Annotated in this window: 19 protein-coding genes; 13 read left to right on the top strand and 6 right to left on the bottom strand. The window is 69.0% G+C overall.

Going from position 1 to position 20,692, the window contains the following annotated elements:
* Positions 1 to 26: 26 nt before the first annotated feature.
* Positions 27 to 2,429, top strand: a complete 2,403-nt coding sequence (locus WC815_08815; GenBank protein ID MFA5908864.1) for a beta-L-arabinofuranosidase domain-containing protein — start codon at positions 27 to 29, stop codon at positions 2,427 to 2,429.
* Between the two features lie 71 nt (positions 2,430 to 2,500).
* Positions 2,501 to 3,448, top strand: a complete 948-nt coding sequence (locus WC815_08810) for an alpha/beta hydrolase (GenBank protein ID MFA5908863.1) — start codon at positions 2,501 to 2,503, stop codon at positions 3,446 to 3,448.
* 14 nt (positions 3,449 to 3,462) lie between these two features.
* On the opposite strand, the gene WC815_08805 is transcribed toward WC815_08810, so the two are convergent.
* Positions 3,463 to 4,563, bottom strand: a complete 1,101-nt coding sequence (locus WC815_08805) for an asparaginase (protein MFA5908862.1) — start codon at positions 4,561 to 4,563, stop codon at positions 3,463 to 3,465.
* A gap of 10 nt (positions 4,564 to 4,573) precedes the next feature.
* A complete protein-coding gene (locus WC815_08800; protein MFA5908861.1) occupies positions 4,574 to 4,789 on the bottom strand; it encodes a hypothetical protein in 216 nt (71 codons plus the stop codon).
* A 269-nt stretch (positions 4,790 to 5,058) separates the two neighbouring features.
* Here WC815_08800 and WC815_08795 point away from each other — a divergent pair, with 269 nt between their 5' ends.
* The 4 genes from WC815_08795 (at position 5,059) to WC815_08780 (ending at position 12,444) form a co-directional block, all read left to right on the top strand.
* Complete coding sequence (locus tag WC815_08795) at positions 5,059 to 6,414, top strand: hypothetical protein (protein ID MFA5908860.1); 1,356 nt, start codon at positions 5,059 to 5,061, stop codon at positions 6,412 to 6,414.
* On the top strand, positions 6,411 to 9,359 hold the full coding sequence (locus WC815_08790; protein MFA5908859.1) for a PD-(D/E)XK nuclease family protein: 2,949 nt from the start codon (positions 6,411 to 6,413) through the stop codon (positions 9,357 to 9,359). The genes WC815_08795 and WC815_08790 overlap by 4 nt, the downstream gene beginning before the upstream one ends.
* Positions 9,352 to 12,150, top strand: a complete 2,799-nt coding sequence (locus WC815_08785; GenBank protein ID MFA5908858.1) for a UvrD-helicase domain-containing protein — start codon at positions 9,352 to 9,354, stop codon at positions 12,148 to 12,150. The genes WC815_08790 and WC815_08785 overlap by 8 nt, the downstream gene beginning before the upstream one ends.
* A gap of 117 nt (positions 12,151 to 12,267) precedes the next feature.
* On the top strand, positions 12,268 to 12,444 hold the full coding sequence (locus WC815_08780) for a hypothetical protein (GenBank protein MFA5908857.1): 177 nt from the start codon (positions 12,268 to 12,270) through the stop codon (positions 12,442 to 12,444).
* On the opposite strand, the gene WC815_08775 is transcribed toward WC815_08780, so the two are convergent.
* The gene (locus WC815_08775; protein ID MFA5908856.1) at positions 12,441 to 12,605 is read right to left on the bottom strand and encodes a hypothetical protein; all 165 of its coding nucleotides are present in this window, start codon (positions 12,603 to 12,605) and stop codon (positions 12,441 to 12,443) included. The genes WC815_08780 and WC815_08775 overlap by 4 nt on opposite strands.
* A 66-nt stretch (positions 12,606 to 12,671) precedes the next feature.
* Here WC815_08775 and WC815_08770 point away from each other — a divergent pair, with 66 nt between their 5' ends.
* Both WC815_08770 and WC815_08765 read left to right on the top strand, forming a co-directional pair.
* Positions 12,672 to 13,130, top strand: coding sequence for a hypothetical protein (locus tag WC815_08770; GenBank protein MFA5908855.1), 459 nt, complete (start codon positions 12,672 to 12,674; stop codon positions 13,128 to 13,130).
* Complete coding sequence (locus tag WC815_08765) at positions 13,127 to 13,507, top strand: hypothetical protein (protein ID MFA5908854.1); 381 nt, start codon at positions 13,127 to 13,129, stop codon at positions 13,505 to 13,507. Before WC815_08770 ends, WC815_08765 begins: the two co-directional genes overlap by 4 nt.
* Position 13,508: 1 nt before the next feature.
* Here the strand turns inward: WC815_08765 and yidD are convergent, their stop codons facing one another.
* A complete protein-coding gene (yidD, locus tag WC815_08760) occupies positions 13,509 to 13,787 on the bottom strand; it encodes a membrane protein insertion efficiency factor YidD (protein ID MFA5908853.1) in 279 nt (92 codons plus the stop codon).
* Between the two features lie 26 nt (positions 13,788 to 13,813).
* Positions 13,814 to 14,161, bottom strand: coding sequence for a DUF4870 domain-containing protein (locus WC815_08755; GenBank protein MFA5908852.1), 348 nt, complete (start codon positions 14,159 to 14,161; stop codon positions 13,814 to 13,816).
* Positions 14,162 to 14,243: 82 nt separating this feature from the next.
* On the opposite strand from WC815_08755, the gene WC815_08750 reads away from it, so the two are divergent.
* Positions 14,244 to 15,332, top strand: coding sequence for an Mrp/NBP35 family ATP-binding protein (locus tag WC815_08750; GenBank protein MFA5908851.1), 1,089 nt, complete (start codon positions 14,244 to 14,246; stop codon positions 15,330 to 15,332).
* 64 nt (positions 15,333 to 15,396) lie between these two features.
* Here WC815_08750 and WC815_08745 read toward each other — a convergent pair whose 3' ends face one another.
* Entirely contained in the window at positions 15,397 to 16,587 is a 1,191-nt protein-coding gene (locus tag WC815_08745; protein ID MFA5908850.1) for an MFS transporter, read from the bottom strand.
* 31 nt (positions 16,588 to 16,618) lie between these two features.
* Here WC815_08745 and WC815_08740 point away from each other — a divergent pair, with 31 nt between their 5' ends.
* From WC815_08740 to WC815_08725, 4 genes are all read left to right on the top strand, one after another.
* Entirely contained in the window at positions 16,619 to 17,923 is a 1,305-nt protein-coding gene (locus tag WC815_08740; GenBank protein ID MFA5908849.1) for a pitrilysin family protein, read from the top strand.
* Positions 17,920 to 19,299, top strand: coding sequence for a pitrilysin family protein (locus tag WC815_08735; protein MFA5908848.1), 1,380 nt, complete (start codon positions 17,920 to 17,922; stop codon positions 19,297 to 19,299). The genes WC815_08740 and WC815_08735 overlap by 4 nt, the downstream gene beginning before the upstream one ends.
* A complete protein-coding gene (locus WC815_08730; protein MFA5908847.1) occupies positions 19,300 to 20,322 on the top strand; it encodes a zinc-binding dehydrogenase in 1,023 nt (340 codons plus the stop codon).
* 93 nt (positions 20,323 to 20,415) lie between these two features.
* Positions 20,416 to 20,646: a hypothetical protein gene (locus tag WC815_08725; protein ID MFA5908846.1), complete on the top strand. Its 231-nt coding sequence runs from the start codon at positions 20,416 to 20,418 to the stop codon at positions 20,644 to 20,646.
* The last annotated feature ends 46 nt before the right edge of the window (positions 20,647 to 20,692 follow it).

Raw genomic sequence — 20,692 nt, 5'->3', positions numbered from 1 at the left:
GCGTCGCAATGTAAGATGGCGCGTCCATGGGCCTTGCGTTCCGCGACAAGATCTCCCGCAGCGAGTTCTTTCAGCTGGTCGCCGGCGGGTCGGCGTGGCTGGTCTCGTCCGGCTTTGCCCAGAAGATCGCGCTGGCGGTGGCCGACACGGCGCGGCCGCTGCCGTTGACGGCGGTGCGCCTGACCGGCGGTCCGCTCAAACACGCGCAGGACCTCGACGCCAAGTACCTGCTGTCGCTCGAGCCCGATCGCATGCTGGCCTTCTATCGCAAGCTCGCCGGCCTCGCGCCCAGGGCCGAGGGCTACACCGGCTGGGACGCCGAGGGCCGCCAGCTCACCGGCCACATCGCCGGGCACTATCTGTCGGCGGTCAGCCTGATGTGGGCCGCCACCGGCGACGCCCGCTTCAAGCAACGCGCCGACTACATCGTCAGCGAGCTGAAGGTGGTGCAAGACGCGCACGGCGACGGGTATGCCGGCGCGCTCCAGGGCGTGAAGGCGGCGTTCGCCGAGGTGTCGAAGGGCAACATCCGCTCCGCGAACTTCGACCTGAACGGCCTGTGGTCGCCGTGGTACACGCTGCACAAGACCTTTGCCGGCCTGCGCGACGCCTACCGCCACACCGGCAACCAGGCCGCCCTGGCGATTGAAGTGAAGTTCGCCGAGTGGGCGGCGACGTTCCTGTCGCCGATGGACGACGCGACCATCCAGCGCATGCTGGCCACCGAGTTCGGCGGCATGAACGAGATGATGGCGGATCTTTACGCCGACACCGGCGACCAGCGGTGGCTCGACCTCTCGCACAAGTTCGACCACAAGGCGGTGATCGATCCGCTCAAGGCCGGACAGGATCCGCTGAGCAGCCTGCACGGCAACACGCAGGTGCCGAAGCTGGTGGGCGCCGCCGCCCGCTATGCCTGCGCCGGCGATCGCGGCGACCAGGCCGCGGCCACGGTGTTCTGGAATCGCGTCGTCAACCACCACACCTTCGCCACCGGCGGTCACGGCAAGGACGAGTACTTCCGCGAGCCCGACCTGCTCGGCAACATCACCGAAGGACGGACCGCCGAGACCTGCAACGTCTACAACATGCTGAAGCTGACGCGGAAGCTGTTCGCGTTGGAGCCCGACATCCGCTACGCCGAGTTCCACGAACGCGCGCTGTTCAACCACATCCTGGGATCGATGGACAGCGAAGACGGGTCCACTTGCTACATGGTGCCGGTCGGCGCCGGCGTGCGGCGGGAATACGCCGACATGCAGCGGAGCTTCACGTGCTGTGTCGGCACCGGCATGGAGAGCCACGCGCTGCACGGCCTCGGGCTGTACTACGAATCCGGTGACCGGCTCTTCGTGAACGTTTACGCCCCATCCACGGCGCGGTGGGGAGCGGCCGGCGTGAAGTTCGAGATGTCCACGTCGTTCCCCGAGGGCGACGCGGCGGCGATGAAGCTCGAGCTGCGGGCGCCGCGCGAGTTCACGCTCGCCCTGCGGCGGCCGTCGTGGGCGCAAGACGGCTTCAGCGTGCGCGTGAATGGCCGGCCGGTCTCGACGCTGCCCAGGGCCGGTTCGTACGTGGAGATTCGGCGAACGTGGAAGAGCGGTGATGAGGTCACGCTGGCGATGCCGAAGGCCCTGCGCCTCGAGCGCCTGCCCGACAATCCGAAGAAGGCGGTCGTGATGTGGGGACCGCTGGTGCTGGCCGGCGACCTGGGCCCGGCACCGCGGCGTGGAGACGATGGCGACGGCGACGGCGTGCGGTCGGCTCCGCCTGAACCGCCGGCAATCGTGACCGAGCGGCCGGTCACGGAACTGCTGAAGCCGGTGGCGGGCAAGCCGGGCACGTTCATGGCCGCGGGCCTCCTGCGCACGCCGGGCGGATCCGCCGCGGCCGACGTCGAGTTCCGCCCGTTCTACGGCGTGCATCGCCGCGTCTACGCCGCCTACTGGGATGTGCTGACGCCCGTCGAATTCGCCGCGAAGCTCGCCGAGCTCGACGCCGAACGCCAGCGCCAGGCCGAGCTCGAGGCCGCGACGATGGCGGCGTTGGTGACGATCGATCCGGCCGCGGAGAAGCCGTTCAACCAGCGCGGCGAGGAATCCACGATTGTGCGCAACGACGGCCGGTCCGGGCGGCGCAGCGCCAGGTGGTTTTCGTACGACCTGCCCATCGACGGCTCGAGCCCGACCACGCTGGTCGTGACCTACAACAGCGACAACCGCCGCGCGCGGACGTTCGACATCCTCGTCGATGACCTCCGGATTGGCAACGGCGTGATGCCGCAGAGCAGCGTGGCGAAGTTCTACGACATGCATTACCGCGTGCCGCCGCTGATTACGAACGGCCGCCAGACGATCACCGTGCGCTTCGTCGCCACCAACGGCAACGAGGTGGCGCCCGTGTTTGCGATCCGCACGATCCGCAGCTAGGGAGCGATCCCAAGCAGGGCCGCAGGCGGGTCCTGTCTGGCTTCGGATCGAAGTCGGCTAGAATGCCGCCCATGGACGTTCTGAACCGGCGTGAGTTATTGCAGATGACGGCGGCGCTGGCTGCGACCAGCGTTGTGGGAAAGACGACGATCGCGTCGGCGCAGGGCGACACCCTTCGCTTCTTTCCGGGCTTCAAGGCGGCGCGGGTGAAAACGTCAGGCGCCGAGATCAACCTGGTGCACGCCGGCTCGGGACCGCCGCTGTTGCTGATGCACGGCGCGCCGCAAACGCACGTGTCGATGCGCCTGATCGCGCCGGAACTGGCGAAAGACTACACGGTGATCGTGCCGGACCTGCGCGGCTACGGCGACAGCAGCAAGCCGCCCGACGGCGAGAACCACGCCAACTACTCGAAGCGCGCGATGGCGCTCGACCAGGTCGAGGTGATGAAGAGCTTCGGCTTCGACAAGTTCGCGGTGGTCGGCCACGACCGCGGCGGGCGCGTGGGACATCGCCTGGCCCTCGATCACGCCGACAAGGTGACGAAGCTGGCCGTGTTCGACATCGTCCCGACCCACTACCTCTACACCCACGTCACCATCGAGTTCATCCAGGCCTACTTCCACTGGTTCAACAACGTGCGTCCGGCGCCGGGGCCCGAGGAACAGTTGAAGGCGCAGTACGAAGCGCAGAAGGCGCGCGCGACCACGGACGTCCAGCTCGAGTACCTTCGCGCCAACCTCGACCCGGCCAACATCCACGGCATGTGCGAAGACTATCGTGCCAGCGCGTCGATCGACCTCAAGCACGACGAGGCGGATCTCAACAAGAAGATCGCCTGCCCGGTGATGACCCTGTGGGGCCTGAAGGGACCGATGGGCCGGATCTACGACGTGCTGGCAATCTGGAAAGAGCGCGGCGTCAACGTGACCGGCAAGGGCCTGCCCGGCGGTCACAACCTGCAGGAAGACGTGCCGGCCGAGGTGCTGGCCGAACTCCGGCCGTTCCTGAAGGCATAGCGCGTTTCCGAGTCCTAGTACTCGCTGAAGATGCGCTGAATCTCGTTGCGGTCGGTGGTCCGGGTCAGCGCCAGCATCAACAACACGCGCGCCTTGATCGGCGTGTGGTCCTCACCGGCCACGCTGAACTGCCGGCGCCGGCGCTGGGCCTCGTTGGCCTGGGCCGGGGCGGGCAAATCACCGCGCGGCGGCGCAATGCGGCCGCTGCCCGTTCGCGTGCTGTTGACGATGAACACGCCTTTCCCGGCGGCGTAGGCCAGCCCCTCGCTCTGCGTGCCGCTGAGGGCGCCCGCGCCCGCCACGGCCATCACGATGCCCTTGGCGCCGTTGTCAACCGCGGCCTTGATCAGGTCGCCGGACGCGCCCTGGTACACCCAAATCACGTCCACGCGCGGCAACTCGGTGACCTTCGACAGGTCGAACTCGACGCGCTCGTTGGTGCGCTGCGTGATCTGGCTGAAGAACACCACCCGGTCGCGGTCCACCACGCCCAGCTGCCCGTACTCGCGGCTGCGGAACGTCTGCAGGCGGAGCGCGTCGGTCTTGGTCACGTTGCGGGCGGAGTTGATCTCATCGTTAAGCACCACCAGCGCGCCCTTGTTGCGCGCGCCTGGGTCGGCGGCCACGCGCACGCCCTCGAGCAGGTTCGCGGCGCCTTCGTAGCCCAGCGTGCTGGGGTTGCGCATCGATCCCACCAGGACGACGGGCCTCGGGTCGCGGACGGTCAGGTGCAGGAAGAACGCCGTTTCTTCAAGCGTGTCGGTACCGCTGGTCACGACGACGCCGGCGACGTCCTTTTCCTTGGCGAAAATCTCGTTGATGCGCTTCGAGAGCCCGACCCATTGCTGCAGGGTCAACTCGCTGCTGGCCACGTTGGCGAACTGCTCGAAGGTGAGACGGGCATATCGATCCACGCCGGGCATGGACCTGGCCAGCTCCTCCGCGGTGAGCCGGCCGCCGTCGCGGTTGGAAATGGTGCCGCCGGTGGCGACGAAGTGGACGCGCGGGAGTGCGCCGCGGTCGGGCTGGGCGAGGACCGGGGCCGGGCCGGCAACGGAGAGGCACAGCAGGGCGAACGCCAACACGAGTGTCGGACGGAAGACGAGTCGGGTCATGGTGGGTTGATTATGTCTTGGCTGGGGCCACGCCGGATACGAGAGTCAGCCAGTTGCTCAGCTCTCGTGCTGCATCTTCGGGCGTCTTGCCGTAGAAGGGCATCAACGAGGTCTGGATCCCCGGCCGCCGCGCGATTTGGGCGCGCCAGCGCTCCGCCGACACCGGCGAAACCTCGATCTGGTACGTGCGACCAGCAATGTGCTCTTCGAAAAATTGGACAGTCACGGTGAGAGACGACGATTGTATGTCGTTGGTGGAACGGATCAAGCGAAGCGCCGCGCGAAAGCGGCGGTTTGCGGATTTCGGGCGTCAAGTTCAGAGGAACAACGGCCCTGACTTTATTTTCGCTGTCGCGTCATCCACAGTTTTTAGACCGTTCGTCCACAGGATTTCCACAAGGCGATAAACTAACCTTCCCGCCTTCGCTAAAGCTACGGCGGGTAAACCGACAAGCCCCGCACATGTTGCGCACCCGCAGGTCAACTGCCGCCCTTTTGCTTATCGCCGCTCTCGTGCCGGTGGCTGCCGCCGCGCAGTCGCCGGCGAGCCGCGTGCTGTTCCGCGTCTTCCTGGCGGACGGGCGCGTGCTGGCCAGTTACGGCGAGTGGGCCCGCGTGGCCGACCGCGTGATCTTCTCCATTCCGACCCAATTGACCAGCGATCCCGTGGAATTGCACCTCGTGAACATCCCGTCGGGGCGCGTGGACTGGCCGCGAACGGAACTGTACGCGGAATCGGTGCGCGCGGTCGCCTACGCCGAGACCCGCGGCGAAGACGACTTCGCGAAATTCAGCGCCGGGGTGGCCAAGGCCTTGAACGACGTCTCGCGCGTGGCGGATCCAGGCGTGCGGCTGGCCACCGCCGAGCGCGCCCGCCAGTCGCTGGCCGACTGGCCCGCTTCGCACTACGGCTATCGCATCGGCGAAGTGCGGCAGTCGCTGGACGTGCTGGACGAGATCATCTCGCAACTGCGCGTGGCCGTCGGCCAGACCCGCTTCGACCTGTCGCTGAGCGCGCCGCTCGCGGTGCCGCCGCCCCCGCCGCTGCCGCCGCCGACCGACGCCGAGCTGGTGGAACAGCTGGTCGCCGCGGCTTCCCTCGCCGAGTCGCCGGGCGAGCGCGTCACGCTGCTGCAATCGGTGCTCCGCCTGCTCGACCGCGCCGTCGGGCTGTTGCCGCAGGCGTGGGCCGATCGCGTGCGGCACAGCGTGAGCGGCGACCTCCGCCAGGAGCACGAGGTCGAACGCGACTACACGGCCCTCCGCCAGCGCACGCTCCAGGCGGCCGTGAAGCTGTCGCTCAAGGGCGACGCTGCCGAGTTCGAGCGGTTGCGCGAGCGGGTGAAGGACGAGGATCGGCGCCTGGGCGGGCAGCGTGCCGGTGAAGTGGCGGCGCTGCTCGCGACGCTCGATCTGCAAGCCGAGGGCGCCGTGCAGGGCCGCGAAACGCGCAAGCAGTGGGAGAAGCGGGCGCTAGCGTACCGCCGTTACCGCCGCGCCATGAACGGCGCGTTCAACACGTTCAGGAACGCGACGGTGAGTCTCGACCAGGTACGGACCTTGTCGGGCCCGCCGCTCCACACCATCGGCCCGCTCGCCACGCGGCTCGCCGGCGCCTCGCGGAAGATCGCCAAGGTGACGCCGCCGCCCGAGCTGGCCAACGGGCACGCCTTGATCCGCAGCGCATGGGAGCTGGCGGAGAATGCCCTGCGCCTCCGAACGGAGTCCGTGTCGGCCAACAACATCGACCTGGCCCAGCGCGCCTCGTCCGCGGCCGCCGGCGCCCTCATGCTCTACCAACGTGCCCGCGCCGACCTTGCGGCGGCCATGGAGCCTCCATCGCCCCGGTGATCACGCCCCGACGCACGCGCCTCTTGCGCGCGCCAGATCTGGCGGGCTTTCGCGCGCACCTCGTCGAGATGGCCGGCGCCCATGCCGCCGGCGCCGACGCTTTTATCCTGGTCCCGACCCGGGCGGCGGGCGAGCAACTCCGGCGCACCCTGCGGGATCGCCTGGGTGCCGAGGCCGCCGCGCCCGCGATTGGCACGCGCACCGACCTCTACGACCTGCTGATCGCGCGGCTGTTGCCCGACGCGCGCAGCCTGTCGGGCTTCGAGCGCGAGGCGCTGGTGGCGGCGGCTGCCCGCGATGCCGAAGACGCCGGCCTGCCGCCTCCTTTTCACGTGCGCCCGGCCCTGGTCGCCGAAATGCTGGCGCTCTACGACTACCTCCGCCGCTTGCACCGCACGGTGGACGACTTCGATCGCCTGCTGACCCTTGAGCTGGCGCCGGCCGCCGATTCCGATCGAGGCGCGGCGCAACTGCTCGAGCAAACCCGCTTCCTGGTGGCGGCCTTTCGCGGCTACGAAGCGCGGCTGCTCGAAAGCGGCGCGCTCGACGAGCACGCCGCGCGCCTGCGCTTGATCGACACCGCGGCCGCCCATCCGCTGCGCCACATCGTGATCGCCGTGGGCGACCGGCCGTTGGACCCGGACGGGCTGTGGCCGGCGGATGTCGCCATGCTCACCAGCATCGGCGGCCTCGACCGCATCGACGTGATCGCCACCGACGGAACCCTCGAGGCCGGGTATCTCGATCGCCTGCGCCTCGCCTTCGTCGGCATCGAAGAAGTCGCGGCCGGCCCCTCCGCTCCCGCGCCGGCCATCGTCGTGCCGGCCGGCGCCGCGGGCGAGTTGCCGTTCGTCTTCGAGTACCGCGATCGCGAAGAGGAGCTGGAAGGCGTGGCCAGGCGGCTCAAGTCGGATCGCCGATCGGGCCGCGCGGTTCGCCTCGAGAAGACGGCGCTGGTCGTCGCCCGGCCGCTGCCGTATCTCTACCTCGCGCGCGACGTGTTTCACGGCGCCGGCATTCCGTTCGAGGCGCTCGACACGCTGCCGCTGGCCGCGGAGCCGTACGCGGCGGCGGTTGATGTCGCCATGGAATGCGTGGCCGCGGCGTTCACGCGCCGCGCGCTGGTCGCGTTGCTGCGCTCGCCGCACTTCCGGTTCGAGGTGGACGGGGTCGAGGTCGCCCGCGAATCGATCGCCGCCCTCGACGTCACGCTGGCGGAGCAGCGATATCTCGGCGGGTTCGATCGCCTCGCCTCGTTCGCCGAGGCCTGCGGCGGATCGGCGAGGCCGGCATTTGCCGCGGCGCTCGCCGCCGCCACGCTGCTGGCGCCGCTGGCGGAATCGCGTCCGCTCGTCGATCACGTCGATCTCCTGCGGTCGTTCCTCGAGCGTCACGACCGGCCGCTGCCCGGCAACGACCGGCGCGACCGCGTGCGGGCCGCGGTCATGCTCGCCCTGTCGGGACTCGGCGAGGCCTGCCGCCGTCACGATCCCGGCGCCTCCGGCACCGTGGCCGATCTGGCGGCCGCCGTGCGGCGCTGGCTCGGCGCCCAGACGTTCGCGATCCGCACCGGCGAGGGCGGCCTCCAGATCGTGGACGCCCAGGCGGCGCGCTTTGCCGAGTTCGACGATCTGCAGGTGCTGGGGCTGGTGGAAGGGGAGTGGCCCGAGCGCCCGCGCCGCAACATCTTCTATCCGCAGTCGCTGCTGGCGCAGTTGGAGCCCGCGCGCCCGGACCGGGTGGCCATTCACCAGGAACGCGACCTCGTGCGATTCGCGCGCGCGTCGTTCCGCGACTTGCTGGGCTCGGCGCGGCTGCGGACCCGCGCTTCGACGTTCGCGCTCGAAGCGGATGCGGTGGTGGAGCCGTCCGCGTTCCTGGAGGACCTGCCGTCGTTCGGCCTCTCGCGAGAGGTGTCCACGGTCGATCCGTCGGTCCGCGTGTTCATGTACGAAGCGCTGGCCGCCAACGCCGTTCCCGCCGGGGCGATGCCGGAGAGCGCGGCGCGCTGGGCGCGGGTGCGGGCCGGCGGCGCCGGCCGCGATCGGGCGCGCTTCGAGGGGCAGGCCGGGCCGTGGACGCTGCCGCGCGTGAGCGTGAGCCGGCTGGAGCGCTACCTGAAATGCCCGTTCCAGTTCTACGTCGCCAACGTGCTGCAGGTCGCCGAGGAGCCCGAGGACGAAGACACGCGGTCGCCGCTCGAACGCGGCCGGTTCCTGCACGAGCTGTTCGAACGGTTCTTTCACGAGTGGCAGGCCCGCGGCCGCGGCCGCATTACCGCGGCCGGCATGACCGAGGCGCGCGCGCTCTTCGTCGAGATCTGCGAACCCGCCCTCGCCACGCTGTCGCCCTCGGAGGCCGGCCTCGAGCGGGCGCGGCTGTTCGGCTCCGCGGTCGGGTCGGGGATCGCCGACCGCGTGTTCGCCATGGAAGCGGAGCGCGGCGTCGAGATTCGCGAGCGACTGATGGAGTACGAACTCGACGGCGAGTTCGCGTTCACCGGTGAAGACGGCACCAGCCGCCGGGTGCGGCTGCGCGCGAAGATCGATCGCGTGGACGTGCTCGCCGACGGCACCTTCCGCCTGATCGACTACAAGACCAAGTACGTGCCGGACCGGAAGGTGGCGCTGCAATTGCCGATCTACAGCGCCGGCGTGCGGGCACGGCTGTCGGCCGAGCGCGGCCGCGATATCGCCCCCAGCGAGGCGATGTACCTGTCGTTCGAAGGCCCGGACGCGGTGTGGCCGCTCGAAGAGCGCGGCAAGTCATTCGACCAACTGGTGGCCGCCGCCGGGCATCGCCTGGTGCAGGCGCTGGACGACATCGCCGCCGGACACTATCCGCCGCGGCCGGAAACGCGGAACCTCTGCGCGATGTGCGCGTTCGTGGCGGTGTGCCGCAACCCCGGCGGCATCGGCGACGAGGCAGGGGTTGACGATGTCTGAGCAGCCCCGGCTCCTCTTCGACGAAGAGACGGCGGACCAGCGCGCCCGCCGCATCGCCGTCGATCCGTCGCGGAACATCGCGCTCGAAGCCTCGGCCGGCACCGGCAAGACCCGCGTGCTGGTGGACCGTTACGTCCGCCTGCTCGAAGTTGGCGTGGCCCCGCGCAACATCCTGGCGATCACGTTCACGCGCAAGGCCGCCGCCGAAATGCGGCAGCGCGTCATGGCCACCCTGCGCGAGCGCCACCGCCTTGGCAGCCTGACCGGCGACCGCTGGCGCGAGATCCGCGATGCGTTCGGCGACATCTCGATCAGCACCATCGACGCCTTCTGCCTGTCGTTGCTCCACGAGTTCCCGCTCGAGGCCGGCGTCGATCCCGGCTTCGACCTGGCCGATGAAACCGAGACGCCGCGGTTCGTGGAGGCGTCGCTCGATCGGGCGCTCGGCATCGGCCGCGGCGTCTCGGCCGGCGATCCGGATGTGGCGCTGCTGTTCGCGGAACTGGGCGAGCCGCGGCTGCGCAAGGGCCTCACGGCGCTGCTCGATCGCCGCCTGGTGGCATGGGACGCGCTCAACCGCTTCCTGCGCGGGCGCGACACCACGGTGGACGTGGCCTGCCAGCGTCTGCTGCAGGCGCTGCGCGCCGCGGTGTCGTCGGTCGGCGGTGCCGCGGCCTTTCGTGCCTCCGGACCGCTGGCGCCCGGCTTCGATCTGGTGGCGCGCGACGTCGACCTGATCATGGCGGAGCCCGGGCCGTCGCCGGCGCTGCTGCGAGGCGCGCTGGATCGACTGTCGGACCTGGTGCTGACCCAGGGCGGTGAGCCGCGGAAGCGGCTGAAGCACAAGAAGGCGGACTACCCGTCGGCCGCCGCCTACGAGCGGCACAAGGCGGTGGTGTTCGGCCTCGGCCCTCACGTCGAAGCGGCGGCCGCCGCCTACCGCCGCGACATCAACATCGTGCTGGCGCGCGGGGTGCGCCGGCTCTTCGCCATCGCGCAGGACGAATACCGGCGCACGCTCGACAAGCACGGCGTGCTCGACTTCCCCGACCTGCTCGAGCGCACGCTGAAGCTGCTCGGGCACATGGAGGAGTTCTCGCGCAGCCGCTACCGGCTCGAGTCGCGGTACGAGCACGTGCTGGTGGACGAATTCCAGGACACCAGCCGCGCGCAGTGGCAGCTGGTTCGCGAGCTGGTCCGCGCCTGGGCGGCGGGCGAGGGCATGGCCCACGGACCGATCCCGCCCTCGATCTTCATCGTCGGGGATCGCAAGCAATCGATCTACGGCTTCCGCGACGCCGAGGTGGTGGTGCTCGACGCGGCCTCCCGCTTCATCGCGGCGCTGCGGCCCGAGGCGCCGGCGCGCGCCGCCATCACGCGCAGCTATCGCTCCGTCCGGGAGCTGCTGTCGTTCGTGAACGACGTGTTCGCCGACGTCGAGAAGGCCCCCGATCGGCCCGACGCCTTTCGCTACTCCGAAGACGATGCGTTTCCGATGATGGATGAAGGGGCGCGCGACGCCGAGGCGGTGGCCGTCGTCATTGCCGACACCGACGCCGCGCAGGCTGACGCCGTGGCCGACGAGATCGCGCGCCTGTTGCTCGACGGCGCCATCATCCGCGACCGGCAGGGCGGCGTGCGCCGGGCGATTGCGCCGGGCGACATCGGCATCCTGTTCCGCACGCGTGAAGGCCACGCGTTGTTCGAAGCGGCCCTGGCGCGGCGCGGCGTGCCCTTCTACGTCTACAAGGGGCTCGGGTTCTTCGATGCCGACGAGGTCAAGGACGTGCTGGCCCTGGTGGCCTACCTGGCCGATCCCGGATCAAATCTCCGCGCCGCGGCGTTCCTTCGCTCCCGCATCGTCCGGTTGTCGGATGAAGCGCTGAAGCTGCTGGCGCCAGGGATTGCGGCGTCGCTGACGTCGGCCGAAATGCCGGAGCCGGCGCAGCGCCTTCAAGAGGACGATCGCGACCGGCTGGTGCTGGCGCGCGACAGCGCCGGCGCCTGGATTGCGATGGCGGACCAGCTGCCGCCCGCCGAGGTGGTCGATCGCGTGCTGGCCGAGTCGGCCTATGCGGCGGAGATTGGCGGCGACGGTTTCTTGCAGGCGCGGGAGAACCTGAAGAAGGTCCGTGGCTTGATCCGCCGCATCCAGAACCGCGGCTACGCGACGCTCGGCCGCCTGTCGGACTACTTTGCGGAGCTGGTGGCCGGCGGTGACGAGTCGAACGCGATCATCGATGCCGCCGACGCGGTGAACCTGATGACGGTGCATGCGGCGAAGGGCCTGGAGTTTCCGGTCGTGTTCGTCGTGAACATCGGCAAGGGCGCCGGCGGCAGCCGCCACGACATTCGCGTGGTGGCGCCGCCGTTCGTGGACGACGACAGCGAGGCGGGCGAGGCCTCGGTGAGCGTGAGCATTCACGAAAGTGCGAGCGATCGCGACAACGAAGAGAAGGACCGTGAGGAAACGAAGCGGCTGTTGTACGTGGCGCTCACACGGGCCCGGGATCGGCTGTACGTGTCGGGCACCGTCTCCGGCGGCAAGTTGACCCTTCAGCGCGGGTCGCTGGGCCGCATCCTCCCGGCGACGCTGATGGCCGCCGCGGCGGCGACGGCCGGGCCCGAATTGGTGTGGCAGGGACGGTCCGCGGCGCACCGGATCCGCCGCATTTCACCGTCCGGCGAGGCCCCGCGGGCCTGGCGGCCGTCGCGGTCGATGCGGGACGCGCTCGTGGACCTCGAGGCTTTCGTGGCGCGCCCGGGGCCGGGCGGCTCCGAAACTCCCTAGGCCGGGCCGATTTGCGTTGCGTTAGGCCGAAGGCATCCCATACAATTTTGCAGGATCAAGGAGCTGATTTAAGTGCCATTGACGTGTTCGGCTTGCGGGAACACCCGCAAATTCCTCGTGAAGACGCTGCAAATGCACGTGGTGCAACTCGATGACACGCGGGTGGAAGTGTCGGAAGAAAGCAAGCCCGGCGTGATCGAAGTGCTGTGTGACGAGTGCGAAACAGCGCTCAACTTCGACGAAGTGGAGGACGCGATTCGCAAGGAAGTGCTCCTCACCCTCGGCGCCCGCTAGTTTTCGTCGCCGGCGTCCGCCTCTTCGAAATAGTCGCACTCCGGACAGACCCACTCGCGCACCGTGGTCTTCACTTCCTGTGAAGTTCCCGGCACGCGGGTGACGGTCTCGCGCGTCACCAGGCGCATGAACTCCGCGCACATCGGGCATTCCTTCCCCATCCGCGCATCGTAACCGCGCCGCTTGTTCTTGACAACCTCAGGGCCCGAACCTATCGTACGGCCAAGGTGTTTCGCCCTCGTCGATCCGACGCCTCGCGCCTCGCGCTTGAAACGCTCGTGCCTCACGAGCGCGCGTATCGCCGCTCGTTCAGCGACGAAGTTGCCATCGACTTTCCCTCGTCTCGCGCCGCCGCCGAGTTGTTCCGCCGGGATCATGGCGAGCCCAGTGGCACCGATCGCTCGACGCGCGCGGAGATCACGATCTCGCGCTGCCAGGCCGGCACCGGCGCCATGGTTCCGCTCGACGTGCGCGTGCCGCGCACGTGCGGTGACTGCGGCGGCCGCGGCGAGGTGTGGAGCGAGCACTGCGGCCACTGCGACGGCCAGGGCCAGCAACTGCACACGCAGCACCTGACGGTGGCGGTGCCGCCCGGCGTCGTCCACGGCGATCGCTTCAGCTTCAACGTGTCGCTCGCCCGGGGTCCGCGCACGCGCGTGGATGTGCGCGTCGCGGTCATGGCGTGAAGCGGCACGTCGACTTCCTCTCCACGCTCTACCTGACCTGGGGCGGCATCTTCACCCTGGTCGCGCTCGCCGGCTTCGCGCTGGCCGCGGGGGCGGCGGCGATCGCCTCGTCCGACGGCCCGGTGCGGTTCAGTTCCGAAATGGCCGCGCGCCTGACCGCCGTGACCATCAGCGTGATTGCCCTCATTGCCCTGATCTGGGGCGCGCTCCATCTGTTCGTGGGCCGGACCCTCCGTCGCCATCGTCCGTCGGCGCGGCTGATGGCGTTGGGGCTGGCGGTGGGAAATCTCGTGCTGCTGCCGTTCGGAACCGCGCTTGGCGCCTACGCGTGTTGGGTGTTGCTGAATGAAGAGGGGCGACACCTCTTCGAAGGCTAAATTAGACAGGTGGGCCGTCTTTGGTGCCGGCGGGTGTCCACGGGCCGCAACGGAAGACTCTCTTCGCCGCCATCCATCCGCCGCGCACAATCCCAAAGCGTTTGATCACGGCCTCGCCGTAATAGCTGCAGGTGGGCTCGAACCGGCAGCTCACGCCCAGGCGGCCGTACAGAGGCGAGAGCGTCGCTTGATACAAGTGGATGCCGCCGACGGCGGCGCGCGTCGTCAGTTGTGCCTGGGGGGGACGCCGGAGATCGATCGCGATTGCGGCGGTGACCACCGCAATCGCGATCCACAGCTTCCGCTTCAGAACTTGTCCGCGAACTCGCTGAGGCCGGGGATGGTCAGGCGCTGGCCGTTGATGCCCTTCACCATGGCCATGATGTGGAGCGCCAGCTGGCCGAGCGCCAGCAGCGGCGTGATCAGCGCGACGATGCAGCCGATCGGGCCGAGGGCGACCAGCACGAAGTTGACGACGATCCACACGACCAGTTCGGCCAGCATCAGCACGATGCCGTGCTTGGCGTGCCACTGGACTTCCTTGTCGTCCTTCTCCGTCAGCAGCGGCACCAGCGCCAGCAGCCACAGGTACGACAACACGATCATCACATTGCGGTTGCTGGAGGGTGCGCTACCGGGCGTCGCGTCGGCCATCTGATATCTCCTTCACAGGGGGAAGCGCGGGAAAGCTGTGCGAAGTTTATCAAGTTCGAGCGCATGGTAAGCTGAATTTCTTATGACACCGGACCTGGTCCTGGATGCGCTCAGGGGTGTGCACGACCCTGACCTGCGCGCGGACATCGTGTCGCTCAAGTTCGTCAAAGACGTGCGGATTGCCGACGGCCGCGTCGCCTTCACCATCGAGTTGTCGAGTCCCTCGGCGGTGGCCCGGGAGCAGGTGGCGGCGCGCGCCCGCGACGTGGTCGGCGCCCTGCCCGGCGTCACCGGCGTGGACCTGACCATGACCTTCCTGGTGCGGGCGGTGTCGGCCCCCGAACACGGTAAGCCGCCGCTGCCCGGCGTGAAGAACGTGATTGCGGTCGGCGCCGGCAAGGGCGGCGTCGGCAAGACCACGGTGGCGGTGAACCTCGCGGTGGCCCTGGCGAAGCTGGGCGCGCGGGTCGGCATGCTCGACGGCGACATCTACGGGCCCAACGTGCCGCTCATGTTCGGCTTGCAGGCGCAGCTCCAGATGGACGGCAAAATGATCCGGCCGGCCGAGAAGTACGGCGTCCAGATTGTCTCGATGGGGTTCCTGGCCCAGGACGAGGCGCCGATGATCTGGCGCGGGCCCATGCTGCACAGCGCGATCCAGCAGTTCTGCCGCGACGTGGCCTGGAAGGACCTCGACTACCTGATCGTGGACATGCCGCCGGGCACCGGCGACGTGGCGCTGTCACTCAGCCAGACGGTGCCGGCCGCCGGGGCCATCGTCGTGACCACGCCGCAGCAGGTGTCGCTCGCCGACAGCCGGCGCGCGGTGCGGATGTATCAGAAGCTCAACATCCCGACGTTGGGGATGGTCGAGAACATGAGCTTCTACGAGTGCACCAACTGCCATCACGAAGCCGACATCTTCGGTCACGGCGGCGGGGAAGAGATGGCGCAGCAACTGGAGGTGCCGTTCCTCGGCCGCCTGCCGCTTTACCAGCCGATCCGCGTCGGCGGCGATCGCGGGATTCCGCTGGTGATCGCCGAGCCCGAGTCGGTCGCCGCGCGCGCCTTCACCGCGCTGGCCGAGGCGACGGTGATTCAGATCGCCGTGGCCGCGCAGAAGAATGCCGTCACCCACAAAGGCAAGATTCCGCTGATTCAGATCAAGTAGCCGGGGACTGACCCCGAGCGGGATGTGCCGAGGGGTCTGTCCCCTCCGCGCCGCTGCGACAGGGTCAGACCCCTCGGAAATTCTTGCTCGGGGTCAGACCCTGGTTGTCTCTTCTCAGCCGCGCCATCGCCCAGGCGCCGAGCAACGGTCCGGGCACGAGTAGCAGCGAGGCGTACTGCCAGCTCGTCGCGTCCGCCAGCAGAGGCAGCAACTCAATTGTCACCATGGTCAGCAGGAAGCCGACGCAGGTCTGCAGCGTCAGCGCCGTGCCGATGTGATCGCTCGGCGCATATTCGCTGACCAGGGCGGAGAACTGCGCGGAGTCGGCGACCACGGCGAAGCCCCACACCATGACCAGCGCGTAGAGCCAGGCCGGCGAGCCGCCAAAGACGACGAGCGTCAGCGCGGCGCAGGTGGCGCTGACGAGCATGGCCCACATCGCGATGCGCGCCTTGCCGAGGCGGTCGGCGAGGTAGCCGGCCAGGGCGCAGCCGGCGGCGCCGCTGCCGATGGCCAGGAACGCGGCGATCGATCCGGCGCCGCCCGGGTTGGGCAACCCTGACGCGGCGAAGCTCGCGGTGGCGAACACCGCGACCCATGTCCACATCGCGTAGAGCTCCCACATGTGGCCGAGGTAGCCGAAGGTGGCCAGGCGCGCACCGCGACTGGCCAGGATCTTCCGGATGGCATGCGGATCAAACGGCGCGGTGGCCGCCACGTACGGGCCGTCGCGCACCACCGCGAGCACCAGCACGCCGCCGCTGGCAGCCAGGCCCGAGACCAGCAGCATCGGCTCGTGCCAGTTCGCGCCGAAGATCGCGGTCAACAAGTGCGGGAACGCCTTGCCGAGTGTGAGCGCGCCGATCAGCAGGCCCAGCGCGAGGCCGCGTTGGTCGCGGAACCACCCGGCGGCGATCTTCATGCCGGGTGGATACACCAGCGCGAGAGACACGCCGGTGAGGAACCGCAGCGCAATCACCGACGCCGGCCCCGGCGCCACGATCACGGCGGCGTTGGCCGCCGCGCCCACCAGCGAACCCAGGAACATCAACGTCCGCGCGTTGAGGATGTCGGCGAGATTGGCCAGCGCGCTCACCAGCGTGCCGGCGACGAAGCCGGCCTGCACCGCCATGGTCAGCCAGGCCGCCTGGCCGGGTGGAATCGCGAAGTCGCGGACGAGGAGGGGCGTGACCGCAGTGGCCGAGAACCACAGCGTCATTCCCAGGAACTGCGCGAGGGAGACGACGCCGAGCATTTTCCATGGAGATGACATAATCGAAGGCGAAGTGCAGATACCGTACACCAAACGCACCTTGTCGAACGGCCTCGACGTAATCGTGCACGAGGATCACCAGCTCCCGATGGTGGCCGTGAGCCTGTGGTACCACGTCGGCTCGAAGAACGAGCGGCCCGGGCGCACCGGCTTCGCGCACCTCTTCGAGCACCTGATGTTCGAGGGCTCGGCGCACCACGACCACGGCTACTTCCCGCCGTTGCAGCGCGCCGGTGGACTGATCAACGGATCGACGAGCACCGACCGCACCAACTACTGGGAAGTGGTGCCCACCGGCTCGCTCGAACTGGCGCTGTGGATGGAATCGGACCGCATGGGCTACCTGCTGCCTGCGCTCACCGAGGCGAAGTTCGCCAACCAGCGCGACGTGGTGCTGAACGAACGCCGGCAGAACTACGAGAACCGGCCCTACGGCATGGCGGGCCTGGCGCTGTCGGCGGCGATGTTCGCGCCGGATCATCCGTACCATTGGCCCACCATCGGCGCGCCCGAGGACCTGCGCGCGGCGTCGCTCGACGACGTCCACGCCTTCTTCAAGACCTTCTATCACCCCGCCAACGCCTCGCTGGCGCTGGCCGGCGACCTCGAAACCGAGCAGGGCTTCGATCTCGCCGAGCAGTTCTTCGGCGATCTGCCAGCCGGACCAGTGCCCGATCCGGTGCGCGCCCATGCCGCACTCGCGTCGAGCGCCGACTTCGTGCTCGAGGATCGCGTCGAGCTGCCGCGGCTGTACCTGGGCTGGCACTCGCCGGCGATGTTCGCGGACGACGACGCGGAGCTGGATGTGTTTGCCGACGTGCTGGCCCACGGCAAGACCTCGCGGCTCTACCGCTCGCTGGTTTACGAGCGGCGGATCGCCACCGACGTGTCGGCGTATCAACACTCGCGCGAGATCGGCGGCCTGTTCCAGATCGCCTGCACCGCGGCGGCCGGCGTGGCGCTGTCGGAACTGGACGCCGCCATCCGCGCGGCGGTCGCGGAACTGGCGGCGGCCGGACCGGCGCCGGCGGAGATGGAACGCGCCCTCGCGCAGTCTGAAGCCCAGTTCCTCTATCGCCTCCAGACCATCGGCGGGTTCGGCGGGAAGTCGGATCAGTTGAACGCTTACAACACCTATCTCGGCGACCCCGGTTACTTCGATCGCGATCGACAGCGCTACGTGAATGCCACCTCCGCCGGCGTTGCCGCCGCCGCGCGGCGCTGGCTGCAGGACGCTCCCCTCGTCACGCTGAGCGTCGTGCCGCGTGGCCGCCGGCAGCTGGCGCTTCCCAATGCCACCGAGGTCAGCGTCTCGTGAGTCCGGTTGATCGCAGCCGGCTGCCGGTCCCCGGACCCGACCGTCCCTTCCACTTTCCCCGCATCGCGCGCCGCACGCTGGCGAACGGACTCGAGCTCCGCGCCGTCACGCACAGCGCCGTGCCGGTGATCTCCATCGTGCTGCTGGTGCCAGGCGGGTCGTCGGCCGACCCGGCCGATCGTCACGGCCTGGTGTCCCTCACCGCCGGCCTGCTGGATGAGGGCAGCCGCGGCCAGTCGGCGCTCGACGTCGCCGACCGCGTCGCCCGCATTGGCGGCGACCTCGACATCGAGGTCGGCGCCGACGCCGTGGTCGTCGGCCTGACGACGCTGGATCGCTTCTACGCGACCGGGCTGGCACTGATTCACGAGATCGTGTCGGAACCGAACCTCGCCGCGGACGATTTCAACCGCATCCGCAACCTGCGGCTGGAACGGCTGCGACAGATGAAGGATCACGCCGGGGCGATGGCCGAGCGGGCCTTCGCGCGCGTGCTCTACGACGGCCATCCATACGGCCATCTGGGACTCGGCACCACCGCGTCGCTGACCGCCACCGCCGTGGAGGAGACGCGCCTGCTGCACGCCGCGCTGTTCTCGCCGGCCGGGGCCACGCTCGTCGTGGTGGGCGACCGTCCCGCCGAGGAAATGCTGGACGCCGCGGCGGAGACGTTCGGCGGCTGGCGCGCCCCGGCTTCGACCATGGTGATCGATCGCGCCGCCGCGCTGGCGCCGCCGCCCGCCGTGCCGCTGACCAGGCTTGGCGTGGTGTCGCGGCCCGGCGCCGCGCAATCGGAATTGCGCATCGGCCACGCCTGCGCGCCCCGCGCGACGCCCGACTATCACGCGCTCCTGATGCTCAACACCATTCTCGGTGGCCAGTTTGTGAGCCGCATCAACCTGAATCTGCGCGAAGCCAAGGGTTACACCTACGGCGTGCGCACGGGCTTCGACCTGCGCCGCGGCATTGGCCCGTTCGTCATGCAGACCAGCGTGGGCACCGACGTCACCGTGCCCGCGATTAGCGAGGCGCTGAAAGAAATCAGCGACATCGCCTCCGCCCGCCCGGCCACCGCCGACGAGCTCTCGCTGGGGTTTGCCACCGTCAGCAAGGGGTATCCGCGCGGCTTCGAGACCGCCTCGCAAGTGGCGCGATCGGTGGCCCAATTGGCGCTCCACGGGCTGCCCGACTCCTATTTCGAGGACTTCATCCCGCGCCTCGCGCAGGTCACGATCGACGACGTCAGCCGGGTGGCGGCCCGGTACCTGGACCTGCCGAGAATGACGACGCTGATCGTCGGGGACTTGGATAAGATTGGCCAATCGCTTCCTGACCTTGGGCTCGGCCCTCATCAGGTCTTGACTCCGGAAATCTAAGTGAAAGCCATCCGCTTCCATGCGCATGGGGGACCCGACGTCCTCCGCTACGAGGACGTCCCCGAACCGGTCGCCGGCCCGGGCGAAGCCGTCGTCCGCGTGCGTGCCTGCGCGCTCAACCACCTCGACTTGTGGCAACGCCGCGGGATCGAGCGCGTCACCATCCCGCTTCCCCACATTTCCGGCGCCGACATCTCCGGCGAAGTGGCGAGCGCGCCCGGCGGCGAGTACGCGACGGGCCGTCGCGTGATGCTGCAGCCGGGTCTGTCGTGCGGGCGCTGCGCGGCCTGCCTCGATGGCCGCGACAACGAGTGTCCCACCTACGACGTGATCGGCTACCGCAGCGATGGCGGCTACGCCGAGTACGTCAAGGTGCCCATCCAGAACCTCGTCGCCATTCCGGATGCGATTGGCTTCGTCGAGGCGGCGGCGTTCCCGCTCGCGTTCCTCACCGCGTGGCACATGCTGGTGACGCGCGCGAAGCTGCGCGCCGGCGAAGACGTGCTGGTGATCGGTGCCGGGAGCGGCGTCGGGCAGGCCGCCATCCAGATTGCGTGGCGTCACGGCGCGCGCGTCTTTGCCACCGCGGGGACGGACGAGAAGCTGGCCAGGGCGCGGCAACTTGGCGCTTACGACGTGGTGAACCACACCACGGAAGACGTGCCGGCCCGGATCAAGGAGTTCACCGGCGGCCGCGGCGTTGACGTGGTGGTCGAGCACGTCGGCACGGCGACCTGGGACCGCAGCCTGAAGTGCCTTGTGCGCGCCGGCCGGCTCGTGACCTGCGGCGCCACCACCGGGCACGACGCGAAGATTGACCTGCGCTTCCTGTTCGGGCGGCAGTTGTCGCTGCTGGGCTCGTACATGGGCCGCAAGGCCGAGCTCCTGCGCGCTGCACAGTTCTTTTTTTCCGGCGAACTGCGCTCGGTCGTGGACCGCACCTACCCGCTGGCCGAGGCGGCCGAGGCCCAGCGGCGGTTGGAAGCGCGCGAGCAATTCGGCAAGATCGTCCTGATCGCCTGACTTGTCGGCCGTCGTCTTGGCGAAGGCTGAAACCGGCGGAGGGCCGCCAACGTCCAACCCTTAGATTGCGAGGTGTATGATCCTCGTTTTGCCATGGATATCAGGATCCAGCGGAAGCCGTCGGGCCTCGGCGGCCGGCTGTTCAGCCTGGTCGGCATCATCGGGCTGCTGGCCACGATCATCGCGGGCGCCACGGTCTGGCTGCTGCTCACCGATCCGGTGACGGTGGCCGAGTCGATGGACTCCGGCGAGGTCACGCCGCTCGTACAGTCGCTGGCGGGGTCGATCTACGACGCGCTCGTCAAGCTGATGCGCATGCTGTAGGTCCGGCTAAAGCCGGACGCCACATTCCCGGTTGCCGATGTAGCGT

The organism is Vicinamibacterales bacterium, assembly GCA_041659285.1.
Taxonomy (GTDB): Bacteria; Acidobacteriota; Vicinamibacteria; order Vicinamibacterales; family UBA2999; genus 12-FULL-67-14b.
This window is presented reverse-complemented; position numbering and strand designations above follow the sequence as displayed.